The following is a 22,888-nucleotide window of genomic DNA, read 5'->3' on the forward strand; positions in this document are numbered from 1 at the left end:
GCAAGCCGATGTGGCAAGACAAGGAGGGTCGCGTGAAGACAGCACCGGCACGTTCAAGTCTCGTCCGCGCTGCCATGAAGGCGCCCTATCTGCAGCGCGACGAGGAGCACGAGCTCGCGGTCCGCTGGAAGGAAAAGCACGACCAGGCCGCGCTCCACCGCATCACCGTCTCGCACATGCGGCTCGTCATCTCCATGGCGTCGAAGCTGCGCGGCTTCGGCCTGCCGCTGGGCGACCTGATCCAGGAAGGCCATATCGGTCTGCTGGAGGCTGCTGCACGCTTCGAGCCTGAGCGCGACGTGCGTTTCTCCACCTATGCGTCGTGGTGGATCCGCGCCTCGATGCAGGACTACATCCTGCGCAACTGGTCGATCGTGCGCGGCGGCACGAGCTCGACCCAAAAGGCGCTGTTCTTCAACCTGCGCCGGCTGCGCGCGCGTCTCGCCCAGGGCTCGGAGACCTTGTCCAACGATTCGATCTACAGCGAGATTTCGGCCGCGCTCGGCGTGACGAAGGCCGACGTTGCGATGATGGATTCGCGCCTGTCCGCGCCGGACAGCTCTCTCAACGCGCCGGTGGCGGACGAGGGCAGCGGCTCGACGGAACGGATGAATTTCCTCGTGTCGGACGATCCTCTGCCGGACGAGATCGTCGGGGACGCGATCGACGAGCAACGCCGCGTTGGCTGGCTGAAGGCGGCGCTGCGCGTGCTGAACGAGCGGGAACTGCGCATCATCCGCGAGCGACGGCTGCAGGACGAGGGCGCAACGCTCGAACTGCTCGGCGAGAAACTCGGTATCTCAAAGGAGCGCGTGCGCCAGATCGAAACCCGCGCCCTGAAGAAGCTGAAGGCGGCGCTGCTGGAGCAAAACCCGGAGTTCGCCGCGGCCTGACGATTCCTACTGGTCGGTGATGATCTTGACCTTGTCGCCGGCCGACACCGTCGCCCCTGCCGGCAGCGCGTTGATCAGGCGGAACAGCTCCACCTTGCGGTCGACGCCCTGCATCAGGTTGGCGAGCGACTGAACGGTTTCTCCCGACCTGACGGTGCGGACCCGGATGCGCAGCGGCTTGAGCGCGGCCCGCTCCGAGGCCGACAGCACGCGGAAGCTGCCCGACACGGACTTCGCCACGCTTTCCAGAGCAGTGCTGGTCAGGGGTGCCGCGGTGAGCAGGCGGTAGACCTGGCCGCTGGCGCGGACGACGGTGATGTCGAACTGCCAGCCGTCGGCACGTGCCTTGGCGGTCGCGGCCTCGTTGCCGGCGATCGTGGCGCCCGCGATCGAGCTGGGATCGAGGCCCGCGATCCAGCCGGAACGCAGATATTCCTCCAGCGGCATCGACTGCGCGACCTTCACCCCGTCGAAGCGCACGGCCACGTCGCCAGGCCCGGCGGCGGTGACCGCCGCTGCCGAGTTGTCGATAATGAAGCCTTCCGGCACGGTGAACGTGACGCCAAGGCCAGGATGCAGGAAGGTGCGACCGCGGACGAAGCCTTCCTGCGGCGTGTCGCCGAACATCATGCCGTCGATGCCGGCGAGCAGCCAATCGCGGTCCCGCGTTCCCACTCCTGGCGCCCCGAAGGCGCGCGCATGGCCGAGCGCGAGCTCGATGCGCTGGGGTGCCGCCGGATGGCTGGCGAGGAAGTCGAGGCTCGCGTCCGTCGCGCCGCTGACGCTCCGGAAGTCCGCATAGGAAGCCATGGACTGCAGAAAGCGCGCCGCGGCAAACGGGTCGTAGCCGGCGCGGCCGCTGGCGCGGATGCCGATCGCGTCGGCCTCCAGCTCCTGGTTGCGCGAGAACTGCGCCAGGCTGAGCTTGCCGCGCAGCAGCGCCGCCTTCGCCGCCGCGTCGCCTTCGAGCACGTCGCTCACGACACGCGCCGCAAGCACCTCGTCGGCCTCGCGCTGCTGGCGCTGCACGCCGTGATTGGCGGTCACGTGGCCCATCTCGTGCGCGATCACCGCAGCGATCTCGGCCGAATCGTTGGCCAGGGCCAAGAGACCACGCGTTATGTAGAGATAGCCGCCGGGAAGCGCGAACGCGTTGACGTTCGGCGAGTTGAGGATGGTGATCCGGTAGGTCTGGTTCGGATTGTCGGACACGCCGGTGAGATTGCCGACCACCTTGGCGACCATGCGCTCCAGCTTCGGATCCGAGTATTCGCCGCCATAGGTGGCGAGGATGCGCGGATGCTGCTGGCGGGCGATCTCGGCGAACTTGTCGTTGCGGCCGACCGTGTCGACTGTCACCGGATTGGACGACGGCTTCAGGTCCGACGTCATCGACGTGTCGATCAGCTGGCAGCTTGACAGCAGCACGGACAAGGCCGTCGCGGCAATGGCGCCACGGGCCCGGACCTGGCTTGGCGCCATCCGCTGGAGAACTGCACTCATTCTGTCGGAACCTATGAGCAGGCTTGTTCCTCGAAACTCTGTCGGGCGCGACTAGACCCCGGTCCGGCAAGCCTCGGTTACCGCGATTTAGAGCCCCCGCCACGCCGTGACAAGAACGCCTATGCCACACTGCGGCCATAACCGGTAAATGTGTCGCATTGCGGGCAATTTATCGTGAACGGCGCCGGTCGCCGACATAGGCGCGCACGGCCTCCGGGCCGGCATCTCCCAGCAGGTCAGCCACGGGCCCATCGGCTGCGATCCGCCCCGCTTCCACAAACACCATGCGCGGCGCGAGCGCCAGCGCGTCTTCCGGCGAATGCGTCACCACGAGGATGGTCATCCCGGTCTCGCGATGAAGCTCGGCAACGAGCGCCGCCATGTCCGCCCGCAGGCCGGGACCGAGCGAGGCGAAGGGCTCGTCCATCAGAAGCACGGGCCTGCGACGCACCAGAGCCCGCGCCAGTGCTGCCCGCTGCCGCTCGCCGCCTGACAGCTCGCGCGGACGGCGCGCCTCCTTGCCGGCGAGGCCGACGCGCGCCAGCGCCTCGCCGACGGCCAGGCGGTCGTCCGGCGACAAGCGCAGGGTCGGACTGCGCCCGAGCGCGACGTTGGCGAACAGGTCGAGATGGGCGAACAGGTTGTTCTCCTGGAAGATCATCGAGACAGGCCGTTGCGACGGCGGATCGGCCGACACGTCCCGGTCGCCGATCAGGATACGGCCCGCAGCCGGCGTCTCGAAGCCGGCGACGAGGTTAAGCAGCGTCGACTTGCCGGAGCCGCTCGGCCCCATGATCGCGACGATCTCGGCAGGAGCAATCGCCAGATCGAAGGCCATCTTCGTCTCGCCATAGGCGAAGCGGACCCCTTCCAGAACTACAGGCAGACCGAGGCTCATCGTGCATCCTTTCCGAGCCGGTCCGCGAGCGACATCAGGACAAGGCACAGCAATCCGAGCAGCAGCGCAAGTCCCGCGGCGTCCTCCGTTCGATAGCTGCCCATGCGCGCAAAGAGGAGATAAGGCAGCGTCTGCACACCGTCGCTGCCGAACAAAGCAATGACGCCGAGATCGCCGAGCGACAGAGCCATCGCGAAGGCGAAGCCGGTGAGGAGCGGCCGCCGCAGCTCCGGCCAGTCGATCAGCCGAGCCCGGGCGAGGCCCGAGATGCCGAGTTGCGCGCAGAGCCGGTCGTTGCGCAGCGCGGCCGCATCATACGCCGGTCGGATGGCGCGTGTGGCAAACGGCATCGCCATCACGGCGTTGACGGTAAGGACCATCAGCGGCGCGACAGCGAAGACGGCGCCGGTGTTGCGCAACAGCACGAACCAGCCGGCGCCGATGACGATCGGCGGCACGACCAGCACAAGGCTCGCGCCGGTGCCCGCGAAAGTCTCGAGGAACGAGCGCCGCCCGCCCTTGCGCACGGCTTCGAGCCGGCGGCGCATGACGACCAACGAGAGCGACAGCGCGACGCTCAGTGCTGCCGAGCCGAGGGAGAGCGCGAGGCTCTGCCCCGTCGCAGACAGAACGGCGGCCTCGCTCGCCAGCCGGCCAAGATCGGCCCGCAGGCCAGCCGCCACGATCGCCGCCATCGGAGCGAGCACGAACAGCGCCGCGACACCGATCAGCACGCCGTCGAGCATGCTCGCGGCGACGCCCGCGCTCCTCATCCTGCGGCCCACGACCGGCAGGTTCGCATCACCCGTCGCATCCGCGCCCAGGCGCGAGAGCGCAAGCACCGCCGCGACCGTCAGCGCGATCTGCACCACGGTCAGTGCGACGGCCCGCGCGGGCTCGAAGTCGAAGCGCAGCGACTGGTAGATCGCCACCTCCAGCGTCGTCGCCGCCGGCCCGCCGCCGAGCGTCAGCACCACCGTGAAAGAGGTGACGCAGAGCATGAACACGAGTGCGGCCACGCCGGGGATCGCTCCGCGCAGCGCCGGCCACTCGATCAGGCGGAACACCGCGCCCGAGCGCATGCCGAGCTGGCTTGCCAGCCGCCACTGGTCCGGCGGCACGGTCTCCAGCGCCGCAAGCAGCAGCCGCGTCGCCAACGGCAGGTTGAAGAAGACATGCGCAATCAGGATGCCGGACAGGCCGTAGATCCCTGGCCATCGCCCCGCGCCGACGGCGGATGCGAGGTCTGCGACAAAGCCGGCGCGGCCGTAGAGCGCGAGCAGGCCCAATGCCGCGACGATCGCCGGCAGGCCGAGCGGCACCGCGAACAGCCTGAGCAGCAGGCCGCGCCCCGGAAACTCCGGATGCCGCGACAGGGCGCGCGCGACGAGGATTGCCGGAACGACGGACAGCAGCATGGACAGCGCGGCCTGCCAGAGCGTGAAGGAGGCGATGCGCAGCATGCCGGCATCGAACGCGCCGATCGCCCCGGACAAGTCCCGCGCCGCCTCGACGAAGAGGCCGGCGAAAGCTCCGCCGATGAGAAGAGCGATGAAACAGAGCGCGAGGAGGCCGGGGCGGGTCATGCGTGAAGGCCTTCTTCTCCCCGTTCACGGGGAGAAGATGCCGGCAGGCAGATGAGGGGCGGCGAAAACTGTCGACGTGTTCCGCAGCCCCTCATCCGACCCTTCGGGCCACCTTCTCCCCGTGAACGGGGAGAAGGAAGAATCGCGCGCAATGCCTCCTCCTACCTGCTCATCGCCGCCGTCCACTCCTCCACCCATGCCTTGCGGTTGGCCGCGACCTCTTCCGGCGAAAACAGCAGCGACTTTTCCGGCTTCACCAGCGCGTCGAAAGCCGGATTGAGCGGCTTGGAGGTCTTGGCGGCCGGGAACATCCAGTTCGTCTCGGGGATCGCGTCCTGGAACGCAGGCCCGGTCATGAAGGCGAGGAACTTCGCCGAGAGCGGGTTCGCTGCACCCTTCTTGGTGATGCCGGCGACCTCGATCTGCATGTAGTGCCCCTCGCTGAAAGCGGCCGCCTTGTAACGTTCGGACTTCTCCGCGATCACATGATAGGCGGGCGAGGTGGTGTAGGACAGCACCATCGGCGCCTCGCCCTTGGTGAACAGCCCGTACGCTTCGCTCCAGCCGGGCGTGACGGTGAGCACGCGGCCCTTGAGCTTCGCCCAGGCCTCGCCAGCCTTGTCGCCATAGACCGACTTCATCCACAGCACGAGGCCGAGCCCGGGCGTCGAGGTGCGCGGATCCTCGATGACGATTTTTTCCTGCGGATCGCCCTCGACCAGTTCCTTCAGGCTCGCCGGCGGGGTCTTAATCGCCTCGCTGTCGTAGACGACGGCGAAATAGCCGTAGTCGAAGGGAAGGAAGGTCGCGTCGCTCCAGCCACCGGGTACGGCGAGGTCGGCGGGCGAGAGGCCGTGCGGCGCGAACAGGCCGGTGTCCGCCGCCTCCTTGGTGAGGTTGGTGTCGAGGCCAAGCACGACGTCCGCCCTGCCCGAGGCGCCTTCGAGCCTGACGCGGTTGAGCAGCGCCACACCGTCGGCCACCGAGACGAATTCGAGGTCGCAGCCGCACTCCGCCTCGAACGCCTTCTCGACGATCGGACCCGGGCCCCATTCGGCGGTGAAGCTCTCATAGGTGTAGACGGTGAGCTTGTCCTGCGCCTGTGCGGGCGCCACGAAAGCGACCGTTGCGAGAAGTATCGGGATTGTCGCGCGCATCTGGCGCCTCCTTCATTCGAGTGAAAGGGAAGATGCGCCGCGAGCCGAACGCTTCTAATCCCTCCGCCGGTGCTAGCCGGATCAGGTTCAGCGGGTTGGCTATCGCCTCTCAGCCGGTTGCGGTTTCCCGCCCCGGCACCCCGTTAGAGCGCGTGGAACATAGGGCGGTCCCTTTGCCGGTGCAAGCCGGCGCTCCGCTGTTGACGCCCGTGCCGGACGCGTGGTCAGGATGGTTGATGCTCGACAAGCTCGAAGCCTTCATCGCGCTTTCCCGTGCGCAACACTTCGGCAAGGCGGCCGAGGATCTGGGCGTTACCCAGCCGACGCTGTCGGCCGCGATCAAGCAACTCGAGGGAGAACTGGGCGTCATGCTGGTCAAGCGGGGCTCGCGCTTCCAGGGGCTGACCACCGAGGGCGAGCAGGTGCTGACCTGGGCGCGGCGCATCTCGGGCGATGCGCGGGCGATGAAGGAGGAGATGCGCGCCGCGCGTCATGGCCTTTCGGGCCGCATCCGCATCGCCGCGATCCCGACGGCACTCGCCATGGTGGCGAAGCTCACCACGCCACTGCGCGAGAAGCATCCAGGCGTATCATTCTCGATCCTGTCGCGCACCTCGATCGAGGTCCTGTCGCTGCTCGGCAATTTCGACATCGACGCCGGCATCACTTATCTGGACAACGAGCCGCTCGGGCGGGTTCTTTCGGTGCCGCTCTATTCAGAGCGCTACCAGCTCATCACCGCGACCGGGAACCGCTATTCCGACCGCGCCTCGATCACCTGGGCGGAAGTGTCCGAACTGTCGCTCTGCCTCCTGACGCCCGACATGCAGAACCGGCGCATCATCGACCAGCACTTGGCCCAGGCGGGCGTGTCCGTGCGCGCTTCGCTCGAATCCAACTCGATGATCGTGCTGTATTCCCATATCCGCACCGGAAAATGGTCGTCGATCATGCCGCTGAACCTGGCCGAGACCTTCGGCTTCGCCGAGCCGATCCGTGCGATTCCCATCGTCGAGCCGGATGCCAGCCACACCGTCGGCCTGGTGGTGCAGCCGCGCGAGCCGCACACGCCGCTGGTCAAGGCGCTTCTCGACGAGGCGACGACCCTGGCGTCCCAGTCCCTGTCCTGAAGCTACCCGCCATGCGAACAGCTGTCGGCTCGCGATCGAGGTAATCTTCGGAAGAGAAAACCATAGCCGCGCCGAGCGCCTGCGCATGCTGCACGACGAGCCCTTCTATGTCTTCGCGGGCGACGTTCTCCGCCTCGTTGCGCAGCCGGACGGCCTCGGCAAGCATCGGCACGTTCACCACGCCGTCCAGCCTGGCCGCGCGCTCGACAGTGGAAACCACGTCGACTCTAAGCTTCTGTGACACTATCCGGTCCATCTGAAGACTCCCGATCCAGTCAATTAGGAACGGTAACCGCAGATTACCGAAGAAGCAACCCAAAACAGAAAATTATCTATTAATATCAGTAAGTTAGCAATTAGATAACTCGACTGAACCGGGGGGGCTTGTCCCATTGGGTTCAAATGGCCCAGAGAGCGACGGCACACCATAAGGTCCCGCCTATTGCGAATGTGTCGGATGCAACTATATAGTCACTTACTCATTATCTGTATTCAGCGTCTTGTGTGACACATGTCGGAACTCGAAAGAGCCGAACGGCTACAGATCATGTTGAGCGCCGAAGAACTTCGAGCCGTCGAGGACTGGAGGTTCGAGAGGCGCATGCCCAGTCGCGCGGCGGCGGTGCGTGAGCTTTTGCGGCGCGGGCTGGCGGCTGATGGATTCCTGACCGCGCAGGCCGGCGCGAAGTCCCAGGACTTCGGTGTCATCCTCGCCGACGGCTCCACCGACCTCCCCGACGGCTCCACCGACGCGGCTGAGTGACCTGCCGTTTTTGATCTTTCCCATCTTCTAATCGAATTCGATCTTGGCTCTGCACCACCTGCAGTTTGAGTGAGCGGTTAGCTCTAGACAGTTCCATGTTTCGTTTGCGCCGCGGCGACGGCGTTGGCGGGCGATTTCGCTGGCCGGCGCATGCGCTAGACAAAGTCAGAGAGCCGGCGCCTCGATAGAGATCCTCTATCAAGCAACGATTCCGCTTTATTGATTTCCGCGGTTTTGTCTGGCTTCATTGACAGATGGCGCGTGACGGCGCCGGTCCAGGGAGGAACGCTGCCTTGCAGCCGTCAGGTACCCAGATCGAGGTCGCGGATGTGGCCGTGCGGACGGCAGCGATCGTCGCTGCCTGCGAACATCTCGAAGGACCGCTGCTCCCCATCCTGCACGGCGTGCAGCAGGAGTTCGGCTTCGTACCCGGCGAAAGCCTCCCGGTGATCGCCGAGGCGCTGAACATCTCCAATGCCGAGGTCCACGGCGTCGCCACCTTCTATCACGACTACCGCCGCGCGCCGGCCGGCCGCCATGTGCTGAAGCTCTGCCAGGCCGAGGCCTGCCAGTCGATGGGCTCGGAACGCGTCGCCGCCATGGTCAGCCAGGCGCTCGGCATCGGCTTCCACGAGACCGCGAGGGATGGTTCCGTGACGCTCGAGCCAGTCTACTGCCTCGGCCTGTGCGCCTGCGCGCCTGCAGCGATGCTCGACGGCGAAGTGATCGGGCGACTCGACGCCGATGCAATTGACGAGATCGTCGCCGAGGTGAGGCGATGACCACAACGATCTACATCCCGAGGGACTCCGGCGCACTTGCTCTCGGTGCGGAGAAGGTCGCCAAAGCTGTCGAGCGCGAGATTGCCGAGCGAGGGCTCGACGCGAAGATCGTCCGCACCGGTTCGCGCGGCCTGTTCTGGCTGGAGCCGATGGTCGAGGTGGCAACGGCATCCGGCCGCGTCGCCTACGGCCCGGTCAAGGCAAAGGACGTCGCGTCTCTGTTCGATGCGAGCCTTCTCGAAGGCGGCAACCACGCCCTGTCGCTCGGCGACCCGGAGGATATCCCTTTCCTTGCGCGGCAGACGCGGCTCACCTTCGCCCGCTGCGGTGTCATCGATCCGCTGTCGCTTGCCGACTACGAAGCGCATGGCGGGCTTGCCGGCCTGCGCAAGGCGCTTGCGATGACGCCCTCGGACATTGTCAAGACCGTTACCGAGTCCGGCCTGCGCGGACGTGGCGGCGCTGGCTTCCCGACCGGCATCAAGTGGAAGACGGTGCTCGACCAGGTGTCCGAGCGCAAATACATCGTCTGCAACGCCGACGAAGGCGACTCGGCCACCTTCGCCGACCGTATGATCATGGAAGGCGACCCCTTCGTGCTCATCGAGGGTATGGCGATCGCCGGCATCGCCACCGGCGCGACGAAGGGCTTCGTCTACATCCGCTCGGAATATCCGCATGCGGTCGCGGCGATGCAGGCCGCGATCGAGGTGGCGCGGACCGCGGGGCTCCTGGGTCCGACGATTCTCGGCTCGCCCAACGCCTTCGAGATGGAGGTGCGCGTTGGTGCGGGCGCCTATGTCTGCGGCGAGGAGACGTCTCTCCTGAACTCGCTCGAAGGCAAGCGCGGCGTGGTGCGCGCCAAGCCGCCGCTGCCCGCGATCCAGGGTCTGTTCGGCAAGCCGACAGTGATCAACAACGTCATCTCGCTCGCCTCCGTGCCGGTGATCCTCGACAAGGGAGCGGACTACTACAAGAACTTCGGCATGGGCCGCTCGCGCGGCACGATCCCGGTCCAGATCGCCGGCAACGTCAAGCATGGCGGCCTGTTTGAGGCGGCGTTCGGCATGACGCTGGGCGAGATCGTCAACGATATCGGCGGCGGCACGGCCACGGGCCGGCCGGTGAAGGCCGTGCAGGTGGGCGGCCCGCTCGGCGCCTATTTCCCGCCTTCCCTGTTCGACACGCCCTTCGACTACGAGGCCTTCGCCGCCAAGGACGGGCTGATCGGCCATGCCGGCATCACCGTCTTCGACGACAGTGCCGACATGCTGAAGCAGGCGCGCTTCGCTTTTGAGTTCTGCGCCATCGAGAGCTGCGGCAAGTGCACACCCTGCCGCATCGGCTCGACGCGCGGCGTTGAGACAATCGACAAGATCGCGGCCGGCGTGCAACCGGAGAAGAATCTCGCTCTGGTCACCGACCTCTGCAACACGATGAAGTTCGGCTCCCTCTGCGCACTCGGCGGCTTCACGCCCTATCCGGTGATGAGCGCGATCAACCATTTCCCGCAGGACTTCGCGCCGAAACCGATGCAGGAGGCGGCGGAGTGAGGAGCGATCTGCAAAGCAGACGAAAAGCCCCCGAATGGGCTTTTCGAGCGACGAACGCCCCGAGCCATAGCGAGGGGCAGCGCCGTTGGAGGTTGCCACATGGCTGAGAAGGTCAAAGGCCCCGCCTCCTACTTCCCGTCGATCGAGAAGACCTACGGGCAGCCGATCGAACACTGGAAGACGCTCGTCCGCAGCCGTGCCGGCATGAAGCATATGGAAATCGTGAACTGGCTGAAGGCTGAGCATGGGCTTGGCCATGGCCATGCCAATGCGGTCGTCGCACACACCCTCGCAGAGAAACAGGACCAATAGGAACAATCCCATGGGTCTCGTCCACGAAATCGACTACGGCACGCCGGCTTCCAAGGCCGAGCGTCATGTCACGCTCACCGTCGACGGCTTCACCGTCACCGTGCCCGAGGGCACGTCGATCATGCGCGCCTCGATGGAGGCAGGCATTCAGATTCCGAAGCTCTGCGCCACCGACATGGTCGACGCCTTCGGCTCCTGCCGCCTCTGCCTGGTCGAGATCGAGGGCCGCGCCGGCACACCATCGTCCTGCACCACGCCGGTCGCGCCCGGCATGGTCGTGCACACCCAGACAGGCCGTCTGAAGGACATCCGCAAGGGCGTGATGGAGCTATACATCTCCGACCACCCGCTCGACTGCCTGACCTGCTCCGCCAATGGCGACTGCGAGTTGCAGGACATGGCGGGCGCGGTCGGCCTGCGCGATGTGCGCTATGGCTACGAGGGCGAGAACCACGTCTTCGCCAAGAACAGGGCGGACGCGTCTACGAACTTCAACTGGATGCCGAAGGACGAGTCGAACCCCTATTTCACCTACGACCCGTCGAAATGCATCGTCTGCTCGCGCTGCGTGCGCGCCTGCGAGGAAGTGCAGGGCACCTTCGCGCTCACCATCGAGGGCCGCGGCTTCGGCAGCCGCGTCTCGCCCGGCATGCACCAGCCGTTCCTCGAGTCCGAATGCGTCTCCTGCGGCGCCTGCGTGCAGGCCTGCCCGACGGCGACGCTGACCGAGAAGTCGGTGATCGAGATCGGCCAGCCGGAGCATTCGGTCGTCACCACCTGCGCCTATTGCGGCGTCGGTTGCTCGTTCAAGGCCGAAATGCGCGGCGAGGAGCTGGTGCGCATGGTGCCGTGGAAAGACGGCAAGGCCAATCGCGGCCACTCTTGCGTCAAGGGCCGCTTCGCATACGGCTACTCCACCCACAAGGACCGCATCATCAGGCCGATGATCCGCGAGAAGATCTCGGATCCTTGGCGCGAGGTCAGCTGGGAAGAGGCGTTCTCGCACATCGCCTCAGAGTTCCGCCGCATCCAGTATCAGTATGGTCGCGGCGCCGTCGGTGGCATCACCTCGTCGCGCTGCACCAACGAGGAGACCTACCTCGTCCAGAAGCTGATCCGGCAGGGCTTCGGCAACAATAATGTCGACACCTGCGCCCGCGTCTGCCATTCGCCGACCGGCTATGGCCTCGGCCAGACCTATGGCACCTCGGCCGGCACGCAGGACTTCGATTCCGTCGAGGAGTCCGACGTCATCATGGTGATCGGCGCCAACCCGTCGGCCGCCCACCCTGTGTTCGCCTCGCGCATGAAGAAGCGCATCCGCCAGGGCGCCAAGCTGATCGTGCTGGACCCGCGCGTGACGGAGACGGTCAACTCTGTCCACGCCAAGGCGGACTATCACCTGCCGCTGAAACCCGGCACCAACGTCGCCGTCGTCACCGCGCTGGCGCATGTCATCGTCACCGAGGGCCTGTTCGACGAGGCCTTCATCCGCGAACGCTGCGACTGGTCGGAGTTCGAGGACTGGGCCTCCTTCGTCGCCGAGGAACGCAACTCGCCGGAGGTCATCGGCCCGCTCGCCGGCGTCGATCCGGAGGTCATCCGCGGTGCCGCGCGGCTCTACGCCACCGGCGGCAACGGTGCGATCTATTACGGCCTCGGCGTCACCGAGCACAGCCAGGGATCGACCACCGTGATGGCGATCGCCAACCTCGCCATGGCGACCGGCAATATCGGCCGCCGCGGCGTCGGCGTAAACCCGCTGCGCGGCCAGAACAATGTGCAGGGCTCGTGCGACATGGGCTCCTTCCCGCACGAACTGCCGGGCTACCGTCACATCTCAGGCGATGCCGTGCGCGACATCTACGAGGCGCTGTGGGGCGTGAAGCTCGACAACGAGCCGGGCCTGCGCATCCCCAACATGCTGGACGCGGCCGTCGAGGGCACGTTCAAGGGCATCTACATCCAGGGCGAGGACATCCTGCAGTCCGACCCCGACACGAAGCACGTATCGGCCGGCCTCGCCGCGATGGAATGTGTCGTCGTGCACGACCTCTTCCTCAACGAGACCGCCAACTACGCGCACGTCTTCCTCCCGGGATCGACCTTCCTCGAGAAGGACGGCACCTTCACCAATGCCGAGCGCCGCATCAACCGCGTCCGCAAGGTGATGAGCCCGAAGAACGGCCTCGCCGACTGGGAGGTGACGCAGAAGCTCGCCCAGGCGATGGGGCTCGCCTGGAGCTACTCGCATCCGTCGCAGATCATGGACGAGATCGCGGCGACCACGCCATCCTTCGCCAACGTCTCCTACGACTTCCTGGACAGGATGGGCTCCGTCCAGTGGCCGTGCAACGAGAAGGCGCCGGAAGGCACGCCGATCATGCATGTCGGCGGCTTCGTGCGCGGCAAGGGCAAGTTCATCCGCACCGAATACGTGCCCACCGACGAGCGCACCGGGCCGCGCTTCCCGCTGCTGCTCACCACCGGCCGCATCCTGTCGCAATACAATGTCGGCGCGCAGACCCGCCGCACGGCCAATGTCATATGGCATGACGAGGACGTGCTGGAGATCCACCCGCACGACGCCGAACAGCGCGGCATCCGCGGTGGCGACTACGTCAAGCTCGCCTCGCGCTCCGGCGAGACGACGCTGCGCGCCGAGATCACCGAGAAGGTAGCACCGGGCGTGGTCTACACCACCTTCCACCACCCGGACACGCAGGCCAACGTTATCACCACCGACTATTCCGACTGGGCGACCAACTGCCCCGAATACAAGGTGACCGCCGTCCAGGTCTCGCCGTCCAACGGCCCGACCCGTTGGCAGGAGGAATATGAGGAACTGTCGAAGCGGAGCAGGCGGATCGAGGGCCATCTGGAGGCGGCGGAGTAGAGATGCGCTCGATGGCGGCATTCCCTTCTCCCCGTTCACGGGGAGAAGGTGGTCCGAAGGACCGGATGAGGGGCAGCGCCAGTCTCGCAAGGCTCGCACCGCCCCTCATCTGCCTGCCGGCATCTTCTCCCCGTGAACGGGGAGAAGAAAGCTGTCTTCCATGACCCGCTCCGCCCTCACCTCCGCCACCCGCATCGCCCGCCGAGCCGGCGGCACGTCGGCGGCTGCACGGACGGTGCCGGAGGAAACGCCGGTCGCGCTGTCCTATGCTGGCACCACGCATGCGGTGATGATGGCTTCGCCCGCCGACCTCGAGGACTTTGCCCTTGGCTTCTCGCTGACGGAAGGCATCGTCTCCGCGCCTGATGAGATCGAGTCGGTCGAGGTCGAGGATCACGGCGCGGGCGTCGACATCCAGATCCGGCTCAAGGACACCGCCAATACGCGCTTCGAGGCGCGGCGGCGCAGGCTCGCCGGTCCTGTCGGCTGTGGCCTCTGCGGCATCGAATCGATCGAAGAGGCGATGCGGTCCGCGCCGGCGATCGGTAAGTCACGACTCACGTTTTCTGCGCAGCAAATCGCGGAATCGGTCCGCTTGCTCGCGAAAGCCCAGCCGATGCATACAGAGACCGGCGCGGTTCACGCGGCCGGCTTTTACGTTCCCGGCAAGGGCATCGTCACAGCGCGCGAGGACGTCGGCCGCCACAACGCCCTCGACAAGCTCGCCGGCGCATTGGCAACGGCAGGCGTCGACGGCGCGTCGGGCGCGGTGGTGGTCACCAGCCGCGTCTCGGTCGAGATGGTGCAGAAGACTGCCGCGGTCGGCGCGCCGCTGATCATCGCCGTCTCTGCTCCCACCGCGCTCGCCATCCGCACTGCCGACGAAGCCGGCATGACCCTCGTCGCCCTGGTGCGCGGCGAGGAATTCGACATCTTCACCCATCCCGAGCGGATATCCGACGGAGCCGAACGCCATGTCGCCTGAAAACGACCACGCCGCCTCAGGCATTGCAAGAATCGTTCGTATGGCGAACCAGATTGGCACGTTCTTCGAGTCGAAGCCTCACGACGAGGGCGTCGCGGGCGTCGCCGAGCACATCAACAAGTTCTGGGAACCGCGCATGCGCCGCCACTTCTTCGAGGTGGCCGACGCAGGTGGCGAAGGCATGCTGCCGATCGTGAAGGAGGCGGCGACGAAGGTCAGGCGACCGGCTGCGCCGATTACGGCGACACAGGCCGCGGAAGCCAATGCCGACGTGAGCGGATAACTGCCCTCGCAGTTATCCCGTCGGCAAGATCAGCCGACAGCCCCCAACACCTCAGCCACGCATCGGCTTCAGAGCGGTCGCCCAGCGATGCAGTTCGGAGAGCATCAGCTTCGCGCCGTCGACGATCGGCTCATTCGGCTGGAACGTATCGTCCTCTCGCAGGAACTGCGCAAACATCGGGATCGCGACGGCTTCCGGGATCGGCATGACCTTGACCGTGGTCAGCAACTGCTTCTCCGACTGCGCCGCGCGCAGGCCGGCCGAAATGCCGCCATAGCTCGCCAGCCCCGCCGGCTTGTAGGCCCATTCTTTCGACAGGTAGGTTACCGCGTTCACGAAGGAGGGCGGCGCGAAATAGTTGTATTCCGGCGTGACGAACACGAAGGCATCGGCAGACCCGACGCTTTCGGCCCAGCGCTTGGTGCGCGCATGTTCATGCTGCCCGAGCCGCGGATGCTTGGGCTCGTCGAAAACCGGCAGGTCGAACGAGGCCAGGTCGACCGGCACCACGTCGAACGCGCCATGCTCCCTGGCGACGGAGACCAACCAGTCGGTAATCTTAGGTCCCATGCGGCCGGGACGCGTGCTGACGGTAATGACGTTCAGTTTCAATGACATGGCTAGATCCGGTTTCCAAAAGTGACCGAACCTAGTGCGTTGCACTGCACAATTTCAACAAGGCACGTCCAGGTAACCGAAGTGACGCTGGGTTACATCGCCCACCGTAGCGCGGACGTATGCACCGGTGCGTCCCAGAGCTTCGTTGTCTCGGCGTCGAGCATCGTCACCGTGATCGAACAGCCGGCCATGTCGAGCGAGGTGACGTAGGAGCCGACCAGCGAGCGGGCGATGCGGATGCCTTTCGCCTCCAGGAGCTTCCGGGCCGAATTGTAGACGACATAGAGCTCCATCGCGGGCGTGCCGCCGAAGCCGTTGACGAAGAGCAGCGCCTCGCCCTGCGCCGCATCGCCCAGGTCTGCGACGATCGCGCCGACGATCTCCTCGGCAATAGCGTCCGCGCTCTTCAGCTTGTCGCGGCGCCGGCCCGGCTCGCCATGGATGCCGACCCCGAACTCCATCTCGTCATCGCCGATGTCGAAGGTCGGCTTGCCGGCCGCCGGCACCGTGCAGGAGGTCAGCGCCACGCCCATCGAGCGCGTCGCGGCGTTGACCTTCTCGCCCAGCGCCTTCAGCGCGGCGAGGTCGCGCCCTTCCTCCGCGGCTGCGCCGGCGATCTTCTCGACCACCAGCGTGCCGGCCACGCCGCGCCGGCCGGTCGTGTAGGACGAATTCTCGACCGCGACGTCGTCATTGGTGATGACGGTGGCGACGTTGTCCGCCATCTCCGCCGCCATCTCGAAGTTCATCACGTCGCCCTCGTAGTTCTTGACGATGAAGAGGCAGCCGGCGCCGGTATCTACCGCTTGCGCCGCGGCCAGCATCTGGTCCGGGGTCGGCGAGGTGAACACCTGTCCAGGGCAGGCCGCATCCAGCATGCCGTGGCCGACGAACCCGCCATGCAGCGGCTCGTGCCCCGAGCCGCCGCCCGAAATCAGCGCCACCTTGCCGGGCTTGAGCACCTTGCGACGGACGAATTTGTGCTCGTCCCCGAGCACCAGAATGTCGCCATGCGCGGCGACGAAACCGTCCAGACTGTCGGTGAGTATGGTCCCGACCGAATTCATCAGCTTCTTCATGCTTTCCTCCCGTATCTGCCGGGGAAGGTCTGCTTTTTCCCACCCGCGCCTCTTCTCGAAACGCCGCGTCCTGCCGCGGGAAAGCGGACTGTCCCTGTCTAGGTCTTCCCTGCGATGCTCGTGATCTTCTGGATGAAATCCAGGATGGCGCGGTCCAGCGCCGCGTTCTGCCTGTCGTCGCCGAGATCCGGCACCGTCAGCGAAATGTGGCGCGTGCGGCGCGAAGCATTTGCCGGCGCCTTGCCCGGATGCGCGATCGCGTAAGCCGACACGAACGCCTCACGCTCGGCCGGGCTGAAATGGCAGACGGAAAAGATCGCCGGCAGGTGCTTTGCGGGGATCGGTGTCGAATAGGCCGGATTGGCGATCTGCGAGACGAAGGAGCGGTGCTTGCCGAGCGCGTCGGCAAGCCGCTGCCGCGTGCCGGACGGCCGCTGCTCGATGACGGAAGCGAGAACCGTCTTGTAGGCGCGGATCGCGCCCTCCGTGTCGGGCGGCGGCGCCGGCAGGTCGCTCGTGCGGCTCTTCACAGCGTGACCTCCGCGATCGCAGCCTTCGCCGTGGCCAGTTGTGCCGGGACGGCTGACAGCTCGCGCAACCCGGCTTTCAGCAGGTGCGGAATCAACGCCGGATCGCCGCCGGCATCGCCGCACAGGCTGACCGGGATGCCTCGCGCGGCTCCAAAATCCGCCACCTCGCGGATCAGCCGCAGCACGGCCGGATGCGCCGTGTCGTTGAGGCTCGCCACCGACGCATTGTCCCGCGCCGCCGCCATGACGTATTGCGTCAGGTCGTTCGACCCGATCGAGAAGAATGCCACGTCGGCAAAGGCTTCCGGCGCGATCGCCACCGACGGCACCTCGACCATGATGCCGAGCGGCGGCATGCGGTGCACCGTGCCGCGCGCGGAGAGCGCCAGCGCCTCCTCCGCGAACATGGCCTTCGCCTTCGCATACTCCGCCGGAACGGCGATCATCGGGAACATCACCTTGAGAGTGCCGTGCACGGCCGCCCGCAGCAAGGCGCGGATCTGCACGCGGAAGATCTCCGGCCGCGACAGCGACAGGCGGATGCCGCGCAGGCCGAGGAAGGGATTGCCCTCGTGCACCGTGAAGCCGGGAACCGGCTTGTCGCCGCCGGCATCGACAGTGCGGATCGTCACCGGCTTGCCCGCCGCCCATTCGAGCACGCGGGCATAGACGCGATACTGCGCCTCCTCGTCCGGCAGGCCGTGCGAGAACAGGAATTCGGTGCGCATCAACCCGACACCGTCGCAGGTGGCAATGTCGATCGCCTCGACGTCCGACGGGTCGGCAATGTTCACATAGGTCAGAACTCTTGTCTCGTCGGCGGTCGCGGCCGGCTTCGACAGGTAGGCGGCGGCACTGGAGCGGGCGGCGTCAAAGGCGGCCGCCGCTGCGCGATGCCGATCGATTTCGGTGGCCGAGGCGAAGGCGGTCAACGTTCCAGCCTTGGCGTCGAGCAGCGCCTCGCCGGACAGTGCGTACAGGGCGTCGCCCAGACCCACCACCATCGGCACGCCGCGGGCGCGGGCGAGCATCGCGACATGGCTGGCCGAGGAACCCGCCGACAGCGCGATGCCGCCGCCTTGCGACCAGTCTGTCTCGAGGAAGCGCGTCGGTGCGATATCCTCGCCGGCAAGGATGGCACCGGCGGGCGCAGCAGTGCCCTCCGCACCCGCCAGCGCCTGCAGCACCCGGTCGCGGATGTCCTTCATGTCTGCCGAGCGGGCGCGGAAGTAATCGTCCTCGGCGACCTCGTAGCCGGCGATCTCGGCATTCAGCGCGCGCGCCCAGGCCGAGGCGGCATCGGCCCCTTGTCCGATCGCGGCGAGCGCCGGCTCGGCCAGCGTATCGTCGGCGAGCATGGCAAGCTGGAATTCGAGAATATCGGCCGTGTCGCCGGATGAACGCTCGATCAGCTCGGCGACGGCAGCGGACGCAGCCGCGATCGCTCCGGCCAGCGCTTCCTTCTCCTCGGCCGGCGAACCCTTCGGCGCATAGGCTACGGCTGCAGCGTCAAGCCAGCAAAGCGGTCCGGCGGCGAAACCAGGAGAGGCCGCAATGCCTGTCAGGACGATGGGCGGGCGGGGGTTCATCGGAATCGCTCGCTGACTGCGACGATGGATCCGCGTCCCGTCACACCCCTATGCGCTCTTCGCATGGTCGCCCTCGTCGAAATCCCGCTCGACCAGCGCCACCAGCGCATCGACCGCGGCTTCCGCACCCTCGCCCTCCGCGCGAAGGTGCAGCGTGGTTCCCTTCGGCGCCTTGGTCGCCATCACCTTGACGATCGACTTGGCGTCAATCCACGGGCCGGCAGCGTCCAGCGCCATCTCCACCTGCGCCGGGAATGTCTTGGCGAGCTTGGTGAACTTCACCGATGGACGGGCGTGCAAGCCCACATCGTGGGTGATCAGGACCGAGGCTGCGGCTTTCGCGGACATGCTCGACATTCCTTACGCCGGCGACAGTTCATGCGCGGTGGCGACGACCTCGCGCAGCGACGCGCCGCCCGAAGCCTCGGTCGCGGCCATCACCGCGCCTTCGACGATCGGCGCGTTGCAGACCACGATCTTCTTCGCGCGGGGCTCGCCGATCATCTCGACCGCCATTTCGGAATTCGTCTCCGCCCCGCCGAGGTCGACGAGGATCGCGACGCCAGCCTCCGACCAGGCACGCTCAATCGCCTCCATGATGTCGCCGACGGACGTGCCGAGCCCGCCTTCCGGATTGCCGCCGCACCAGGCGAGCGGCACCTCATCGCCGACCATCTGGCGCACCATGTCGGCGGTGCCCTCGGCGACCTTGGGCGAATGCGAGACGATGACGATGCCGACATTCATGGATCAGGCTCCGAGTGTTTCTGCGACGGCGCGTACGAGCAGCGCGCTCGACCGCGAACCGGGGTCCATATGGCCGATCGACCGGTCGCCCAGGAAGGAGGCGCGGCCGCGGATCGCCTTGAGCGGCACGGTCGCCTCGGCCGCCCCATCAGCGATGGCAACGATCTCGGCTGCGGACTTGCCCGCCGCCAGCGCATCACGCACCGGGTAGAGCACGTCGAGCATCGTCTTCTGCCCCTGTTCCGACTTGCCCCGCGCCGCAACCGCATCGACGGCCTTGCCAACGGCGGCTGCGAACGCCGCGCGATCGGCGTCCGCCGGCAGTTCCTTGCCCAGCGCCATCAGGAACGTCCCGAACAGCGGCCCCGACGCGCCGCCCACCGTCATCACCAGCTTCGTCCCAGCCCCCTTCAACGCGTCCGGCAGCGACTTGGCGGCGAGCGCGTCTGCATCGGCCAGCAGTGCATCGAAGCCACGCTTCATGTTGTAGCCGTGGTCGGCGTCGCCGATCGCCTGGTCGAGCGCGGTCAGCTCGTCGGCATGCGCCGAGATGGCCGCCGCGCAGGCCTCGACCAGCTTCCTGATGTCGACGGATGCGAGCGTGTCGGTCATGCGGCCCTCTTCCAGCCCTTGCGGATGTGGTCATAGCCCTCGCGGTAGACGGCTTCGGGGCTTTCGGCGAAATCGCGCCAGACCTTGGTCGCGGCGGCGAGGTCCTTCAGGCCGCGGCCGAAGGCCTCGATGGTGAGCCAGCCATCGTAGCCGGATTCGCGGATCGCCCGGAACGTCTTCTTCCAGGGAATGCTGCCACGCCCCGGCACGCCGCGGTCGTTTTCAGAAATATGGACATGGACGATATTGCGCACATTGTCGGTGAAAGCCGCGATCGGATCGGCTTCCTCGATGTTGGCGTGGAACGTGTCGTACATCGCCCGGATATTGGGGTTGCCGACCTCGTCCACCAGCCGCGACAGGTCCTTCATCGTGTTGACGAGATAGCACTCGAAGCGGTTCAGCGCCTCCAGACCGATGGTAACGCCATGTTTTGCGGCGTGGTCGCCGATGACACGCTGGGTATCGACCGCGCGTTTCCACTCCGCAGGCGTCGGGCCGGCGCCCGAGAAGCCGCCCAGGGTCGAGTGGAGCGGGCCTGAGAGATAAGGCGCGCCCAACGCCTCGGCGCAATCGATTGTGTGCCTCATGAAGGCGATGCCCGCCTTGCGCGCCGCTGCGTCGCCGATCAGGTTCATCGCCGGATCGCCCATGGCCGAGACGGCGGTGCGCTCCAGGCCGATCCTGTCCAGCATCTCTCCCAGCCGCTTGTAGTCGTCCGGCGCGCCCTCGAAGATCGGGATTTCCACCCCGTCATAGCCCGTCGCCTTGATGTCCTTCAAAAGCTCCCTGTGCTTGGTGGACACGTTGGTGGTCCACAAAAACATGCAGAAACCGATCTTCATATGCTTCCTCCCCGGATGCGGTTGCCCTCGCCGTCGAAGAACAGCGGGTTGCGCAACCTTATCGTCACCGGATCGCCCTTTCTCAAGGGTGTCCTCGGTGTCGGTGAGGGTGATCAGCTTGCGATCGCCGACCGTCACATGCAGGTGGTTCTGGTCGCCGAGATGCTCGATCCAATCGACCCGGCCATCCGCATGGCCGTTGGTCGAACGCTCGATGGCGAGGTGTTCGGTGCGCGCGCCGACGGTTTTCGCTCCCGCCGGCGCGCCGCCGTCGGGGAGGAGCCCGACAGGGAGAAGGTTGATCGCGGGCTGGCCGAGGCGGGCAGCGACATGCAGGTTCGCCGGCTCGGTGTAGATCTGGCGCGGTGTGCCCACCTGCACCAGCCGGCCTTCGGCCAGGATGCCGATGCGGTCCGCCATCGTCATCGCCTCGATCTGGTCGTGGGTGACGTAGAGGACTGTGGCGCCAAGCTCGCTCTGGATGCGCTTCAGCTCCAGCCTGAGGTCGCCGCGCAGCTTGGCGTCGAGCGATGACAGCGGCTCGTCCATCAGGAAGATCGACGGCTTGCGCACCAGCGCCCGCCCGATCGCGACGCGCTGCATCTCGCCGCCGGAGAGCCTGGTCGAGCGGTTCTCCAGCTTGTGGTGAATGCGCACCAGCCTGGCAACCTCCTCAACCCGGCGGCGGATCTGGTCCTCCGGCACCCGCCGCGACGGCGAGCGCAGCGGGAAGGCGAGGTTCTCGAACACCGTCAGGTGCGGATAGAGCGAATATTGCTGGAAGACGAAGGCGACGTCGCGCGAGGCCGGGTCGAGCCGCGTCACATCGCGCCCGCCGATCCGGATCGAGCCCGCATCCGGCCGCTCCAGCCCGGCGATCAGCCTGAGCGTTGTCGTCTTGCCCGCACCCGTCGGGCCGAGCAGCACGACGAACTCGCCGTCGGCGATGGCGAGGTCGAGACCCGACACGGCTTGCGTGGCCTTGAACGCCTTGTCGACGCCGCTCAGCACGACCTCAGCCATGGGCGTGGCTCCTCAGTGCCTCGTCGTGCAGCGCAGTGTGCAGCGCCCGTCCGCTCGCCTTGTCGAAGATCGAGAGCCGCGGGCCGTTGAGCGAAATCCCCACCTGCTCGCCGACCTTGACCGGCACGTCGGCCGGGATGCGTGCCTTGAGCATCCCGTCGGTGGTCTCGACGGCCACGACCTGCGTCGTGCCGAGATATTCCGCGCCGTAGACCGCGCCGCGCAGCTTCGAGCTGTCGTCGAAGCGGATGTGCTCGGGGCGGATGCCCAGCGCATATTCGGCCTCGCCACCGTCTTCGCGCAGCTCCGGGATGACGATCTCCGCGCCCCGCACGCCGACCTTGCGGTCGCCTCTCGTCAGCGTCGCGCCGAACTTGAGGAAATTCATCGGCGGCGAGCCAATGAAGTCGGCGACGAACATGGTCGCCGGCCGGTCGTAGATTTCCTGCGGCGTGCCGAACTGCTCGATCACGCCGTGATTCATCACCGCGATCTTGTCGGCCATCGCCATCGCCTCGTGCTGGTCGTGGGTGACATAGACGGTGGTGGCATGGATGCGATTGTGCAGCTCGCGCAGCTCGTGGACCATCAGGTCGCGGAACTCGGCATCGAGGGTCCCGAGAGGCTCGTCCATCAGGAAGCACTTCGGCCGCCGCACAATGGCGCGGCCGAGCGCGACGCGCTGGCGATCACCGCCGGCGAGGCCGGACACCGGCTTGTCGAGCAGGTGGTCGATCCTGAGCAGCCGCGCCACTTCTTCCACGCGCGTCCGGATCTCGGCCTTGGGCATGCCCTGCGCCAGCAGCGGGAAGCCGATGTTCCTGCGCACGTTCATGTGCGGATAGAGGGCGAAGAGCTGGAAGACGAAGGCGATGTCGCGCTCGCGCGCCCGCTTCTGCGACACGTCCTCGCCACCGAGCAGGATACGACCCGACGTCGGCAGCTCCAGTCCCGCGATCATCCTGAGCGTCGTCGTCTTGCCGCAACCCGAGGGTCCCAGCATGACGAAGAACTCGCCGTCCTCGACGACGAAGTTCGAATCCTGCACTGCGACGAACTCGCCGAAGGCCTTCCTCAGATGCTCCACCCGGATCTCGGCCATCG

General features: G+C 66.5%; 23 protein-coding genes, 1 pseudogene and 1 riboswitch. Of the genes and pseudogenes, 10 read left to right on the forward strand and 14 right to left on the reverse strand.

The genetic code is table 11. The features are described 5' to 3' along the window. Positions 1 to 8: 8 nt before the first annotated feature. The gene (locus tag LRS09_RS09620) at positions 9 to 893 is read left to right on the forward strand and encodes an RNA polymerase factor sigma-32 (protein WP_257805606.1); all 885 of its coding nucleotides are present in this window, start codon (positions 9 to 11) and stop codon (positions 891 to 893) included. A 6-nt stretch (positions 894 to 899) separates the two neighbouring features. On the opposite strand, the gene LRS09_RS09625 is transcribed toward LRS09_RS09620, so the two are convergent. The 4 genes from LRS09_RS09625 to thiB form a co-directional block, all read right to left on the reverse strand. Continuing rightward, on the reverse strand, positions 900 to 2,375 hold the full coding sequence (locus LRS09_RS09625; RefSeq protein ID WP_374684903.1) for a M48 family metalloprotease: 1,476 nt from the start codon (positions 2,373 to 2,375) through the stop codon (positions 900 to 902). 190 nt (positions 2,376 to 2,565) lie between these two features. After that, entirely contained in the window at positions 2,566 to 3,294 is a 729-nt protein-coding gene (locus LRS09_RS09630; protein WP_257805622.1) for an ATP-binding cassette domain-containing protein, read from the reverse strand. Further along, complete coding sequence (thiP, locus tag LRS09_RS09635) at positions 3,291 to 4,880, reverse strand: thiamine/thiamine pyrophosphate ABC transporter permease (protein WP_257805627.1); 1,590 nt, start codon at positions 4,878 to 4,880, stop codon at positions 3,291 to 3,293. The genes LRS09_RS09630 and thiP overlap by 4 nt, the downstream gene beginning before the upstream one ends. Positions 4,881 to 5,041: 161 nt before the next feature. Next, entirely contained in the window at positions 5,042 to 6,037 is a 996-nt protein-coding gene (gene thiB / locus LRS09_RS09640) for a thiamine ABC transporter substrate binding subunit (protein WP_257805632.1), read from the reverse strand. A gap of 41 nt (positions 6,038 to 6,078) precedes the next feature. After that, positions 6,079 to 6,190, reverse strand: a riboswitch (TPP riboswitch). A gap of 83 nt (positions 6,191 to 6,273) precedes the next feature. Here thiB and LRS09_RS09645 point away from each other — a divergent pair. From LRS09_RS09645 to LRS09_RS09685, 9 genes are all read left to right on the forward strand, one after another. Next, positions 6,274 to 7,167 carry a LysR family transcriptional regulator gene (locus LRS09_RS09645; RefSeq protein ID WP_257805634.1) on the forward strand — a complete coding sequence of 298 codons (894 nt, stop codon included), beginning with the start codon at positions 6,274 to 6,276 and terminating at the stop codon, positions 7,165 to 7,167. Between the two features lie 85 nt (positions 7,168 to 7,252). Beyond that, a complete protein-coding gene (locus LRS09_RS09650) occupies positions 7,253 to 7,408 on the forward strand; it encodes a hypothetical protein (RefSeq protein ID WP_257805636.1) in 156 nt (51 codons plus the stop codon). 270 nt (positions 7,409 to 7,678) lie between these two features. Beyond that, positions 7,679 to 7,930 (forward strand): hypothetical protein, encoded by a 252-nt coding sequence (locus LRS09_RS09655; RefSeq protein ID WP_257805637.1) that lies wholly within the window; start codon positions 7,679 to 7,681, stop codon positions 7,928 to 7,930. Positions 7,931 to 8,184: 254 nt separating this feature from the next. After that, on the forward strand, positions 8,185 to 8,712 hold the full coding sequence (locus LRS09_RS09660; protein ID WP_374684827.1) for a formate dehydrogenase subunit gamma: 528 nt from the start codon (positions 8,185 to 8,187) through the stop codon (positions 8,710 to 8,712). Then, complete coding sequence (locus LRS09_RS09665; protein ID WP_257805638.1) at positions 8,709 to 10,265, forward strand: NADH-quinone oxidoreductase subunit NuoF; 1,557 nt, start codon at positions 8,709 to 8,711, stop codon at positions 10,263 to 10,265. The genes LRS09_RS09660 and LRS09_RS09665 overlap by 4 nt, the downstream gene beginning before the upstream one ends. Before the next feature lie 99 nt (positions 10,266 to 10,364). Continuing rightward, complete coding sequence (locus tag LRS09_RS09670; RefSeq protein ID WP_257805640.1) at positions 10,365 to 10,577, forward strand: DUF4287 domain-containing protein; 213 nt, start codon at positions 10,365 to 10,367, stop codon at positions 10,575 to 10,577. Positions 10,578 to 10,587: 10 nt separating this feature from the next. Further along, complete coding sequence (gene fdhF, locus LRS09_RS09675; protein ID WP_257805642.1) at positions 10,588 to 13,473, forward strand: formate dehydrogenase subunit alpha; 2,886 nt, start codon at positions 10,588 to 10,590, stop codon at positions 13,471 to 13,473. A gap of 160 nt (positions 13,474 to 13,633) precedes the next feature. Further along, entirely contained in the window at positions 13,634 to 14,458 is an 825-nt protein-coding gene (fdhD, locus tag LRS09_RS09680; RefSeq protein WP_257805644.1) for a formate dehydrogenase accessory sulfurtransferase FdhD, read from the forward strand. Between the two features lie 40 nt (positions 14,459 to 14,498). Next, complete coding sequence (locus LRS09_RS09685) at positions 14,499 to 14,741, forward strand: formate dehydrogenase subunit delta (RefSeq protein WP_257805645.1); 243 nt, start codon at positions 14,499 to 14,501, stop codon at positions 14,739 to 14,741. Between the two features lie 51 nt (positions 14,742 to 14,792). Here the strand turns inward: LRS09_RS09685 and LRS09_RS09690 are convergent, their stop codons facing one another. From LRS09_RS09690 to LRS09_RS09735, 10 genes and pseudogenes are all read right to left on the reverse strand, one after another. Then, entirely contained in the window at positions 14,793 to 15,359 is a 567-nt protein-coding gene (locus LRS09_RS09690; RefSeq protein ID WP_257805646.1) for an NADPH-dependent FMN reductase, read from the reverse strand. A 92-nt stretch (positions 15,360 to 15,451) separates the two neighbouring features. After that, on the reverse strand, positions 15,452 to 16,438 hold the full coding sequence (gene dhaK / locus LRS09_RS09695; RefSeq protein WP_257805647.1) for a dihydroxyacetone kinase subunit DhaK: 987 nt from the start codon (positions 16,436 to 16,438) through the stop codon (positions 15,452 to 15,454). Positions 16,439 to 16,536: 98 nt separating this feature from the next. After that, entirely contained in the window at positions 16,537 to 16,968 is a 432-nt protein-coding gene (locus LRS09_RS09700) for a helix-turn-helix domain-containing protein (protein WP_257805649.1), read from the reverse strand. Continuing rightward, positions 16,965 to 18,557: a phosphoenolpyruvate--protein phosphotransferase gene (gene ptsP, locus LRS09_RS09705; protein WP_257805650.1), complete on the reverse strand. Its 1,593-nt coding sequence runs from the start codon at positions 18,555 to 18,557 to the stop codon at positions 16,965 to 16,967. The genes LRS09_RS09700 and ptsP overlap by 4 nt, the downstream gene beginning before the upstream one ends. A gap of 48 nt (positions 18,558 to 18,605) precedes the next feature. Continuing rightward, positions 18,606 to 18,905 carry an HPr family phosphocarrier protein gene (locus LRS09_RS09710; RefSeq protein WP_257805651.1) on the reverse strand — a complete coding sequence of 100 codons (300 nt, stop codon included), beginning with the start codon at positions 18,903 to 18,905 and terminating at the stop codon, positions 18,606 to 18,608. Between the two features lie 12 nt (positions 18,906 to 18,917). After that, positions 18,918 to 19,304, reverse strand: a complete 387-nt coding sequence (gene dhaM / locus LRS09_RS09715; RefSeq protein ID WP_085467353.1) for a dihydroxyacetone kinase phosphoryl donor subunit DhaM — start codon at positions 19,302 to 19,304, stop codon at positions 18,918 to 18,920. Between the two features lie 3 nt (positions 19,305 to 19,307). Next, positions 19,308 to 19,916, reverse strand: a complete 609-nt coding sequence (gene dhaL / locus LRS09_RS09720; protein ID WP_257805659.1) for a dihydroxyacetone kinase subunit DhaL — start codon at positions 19,914 to 19,916, stop codon at positions 19,308 to 19,310. Next, complete coding sequence (locus LRS09_RS09725; protein WP_257805660.1) at positions 19,913 to 20,761, reverse strand: sugar phosphate isomerase/epimerase; 849 nt, start codon at positions 20,759 to 20,761, stop codon at positions 19,913 to 19,915. The genes dhaL and LRS09_RS09725 overlap by 4 nt, the downstream gene beginning before the upstream one ends. Continuing rightward, positions 20,758 to 21,784 (reverse strand): annotated as a pseudogene (locus tag LRS09_RS09730) (ABC transporter ATP-binding protein). Before LRS09_RS09730 ends, LRS09_RS09725 begins: the two are co-directional and overlap by 4 nt. Next, on the reverse strand, positions 21,777 to 22,886 hold the full coding sequence (locus LRS09_RS09735; protein ID WP_257805664.1) for an ABC transporter ATP-binding protein: 1,110 nt from the start codon (positions 22,884 to 22,886) through the stop codon (positions 21,777 to 21,779). The pseudogene LRS09_RS09730 and the gene LRS09_RS09735 overlap by 8 nt, the downstream one beginning before the upstream one ends. Positions 22,887 to 22,888 lie beyond the last annotated feature (2 nt).

The organism is Mesorhizobium sp. J428 (assembly GCF_024699925.1).
Classification (GTDB): domain Bacteria; phylum Pseudomonadota; class Alphaproteobacteria; order Rhizobiales; family Rhizobiaceae; genus Mesorhizobium_A.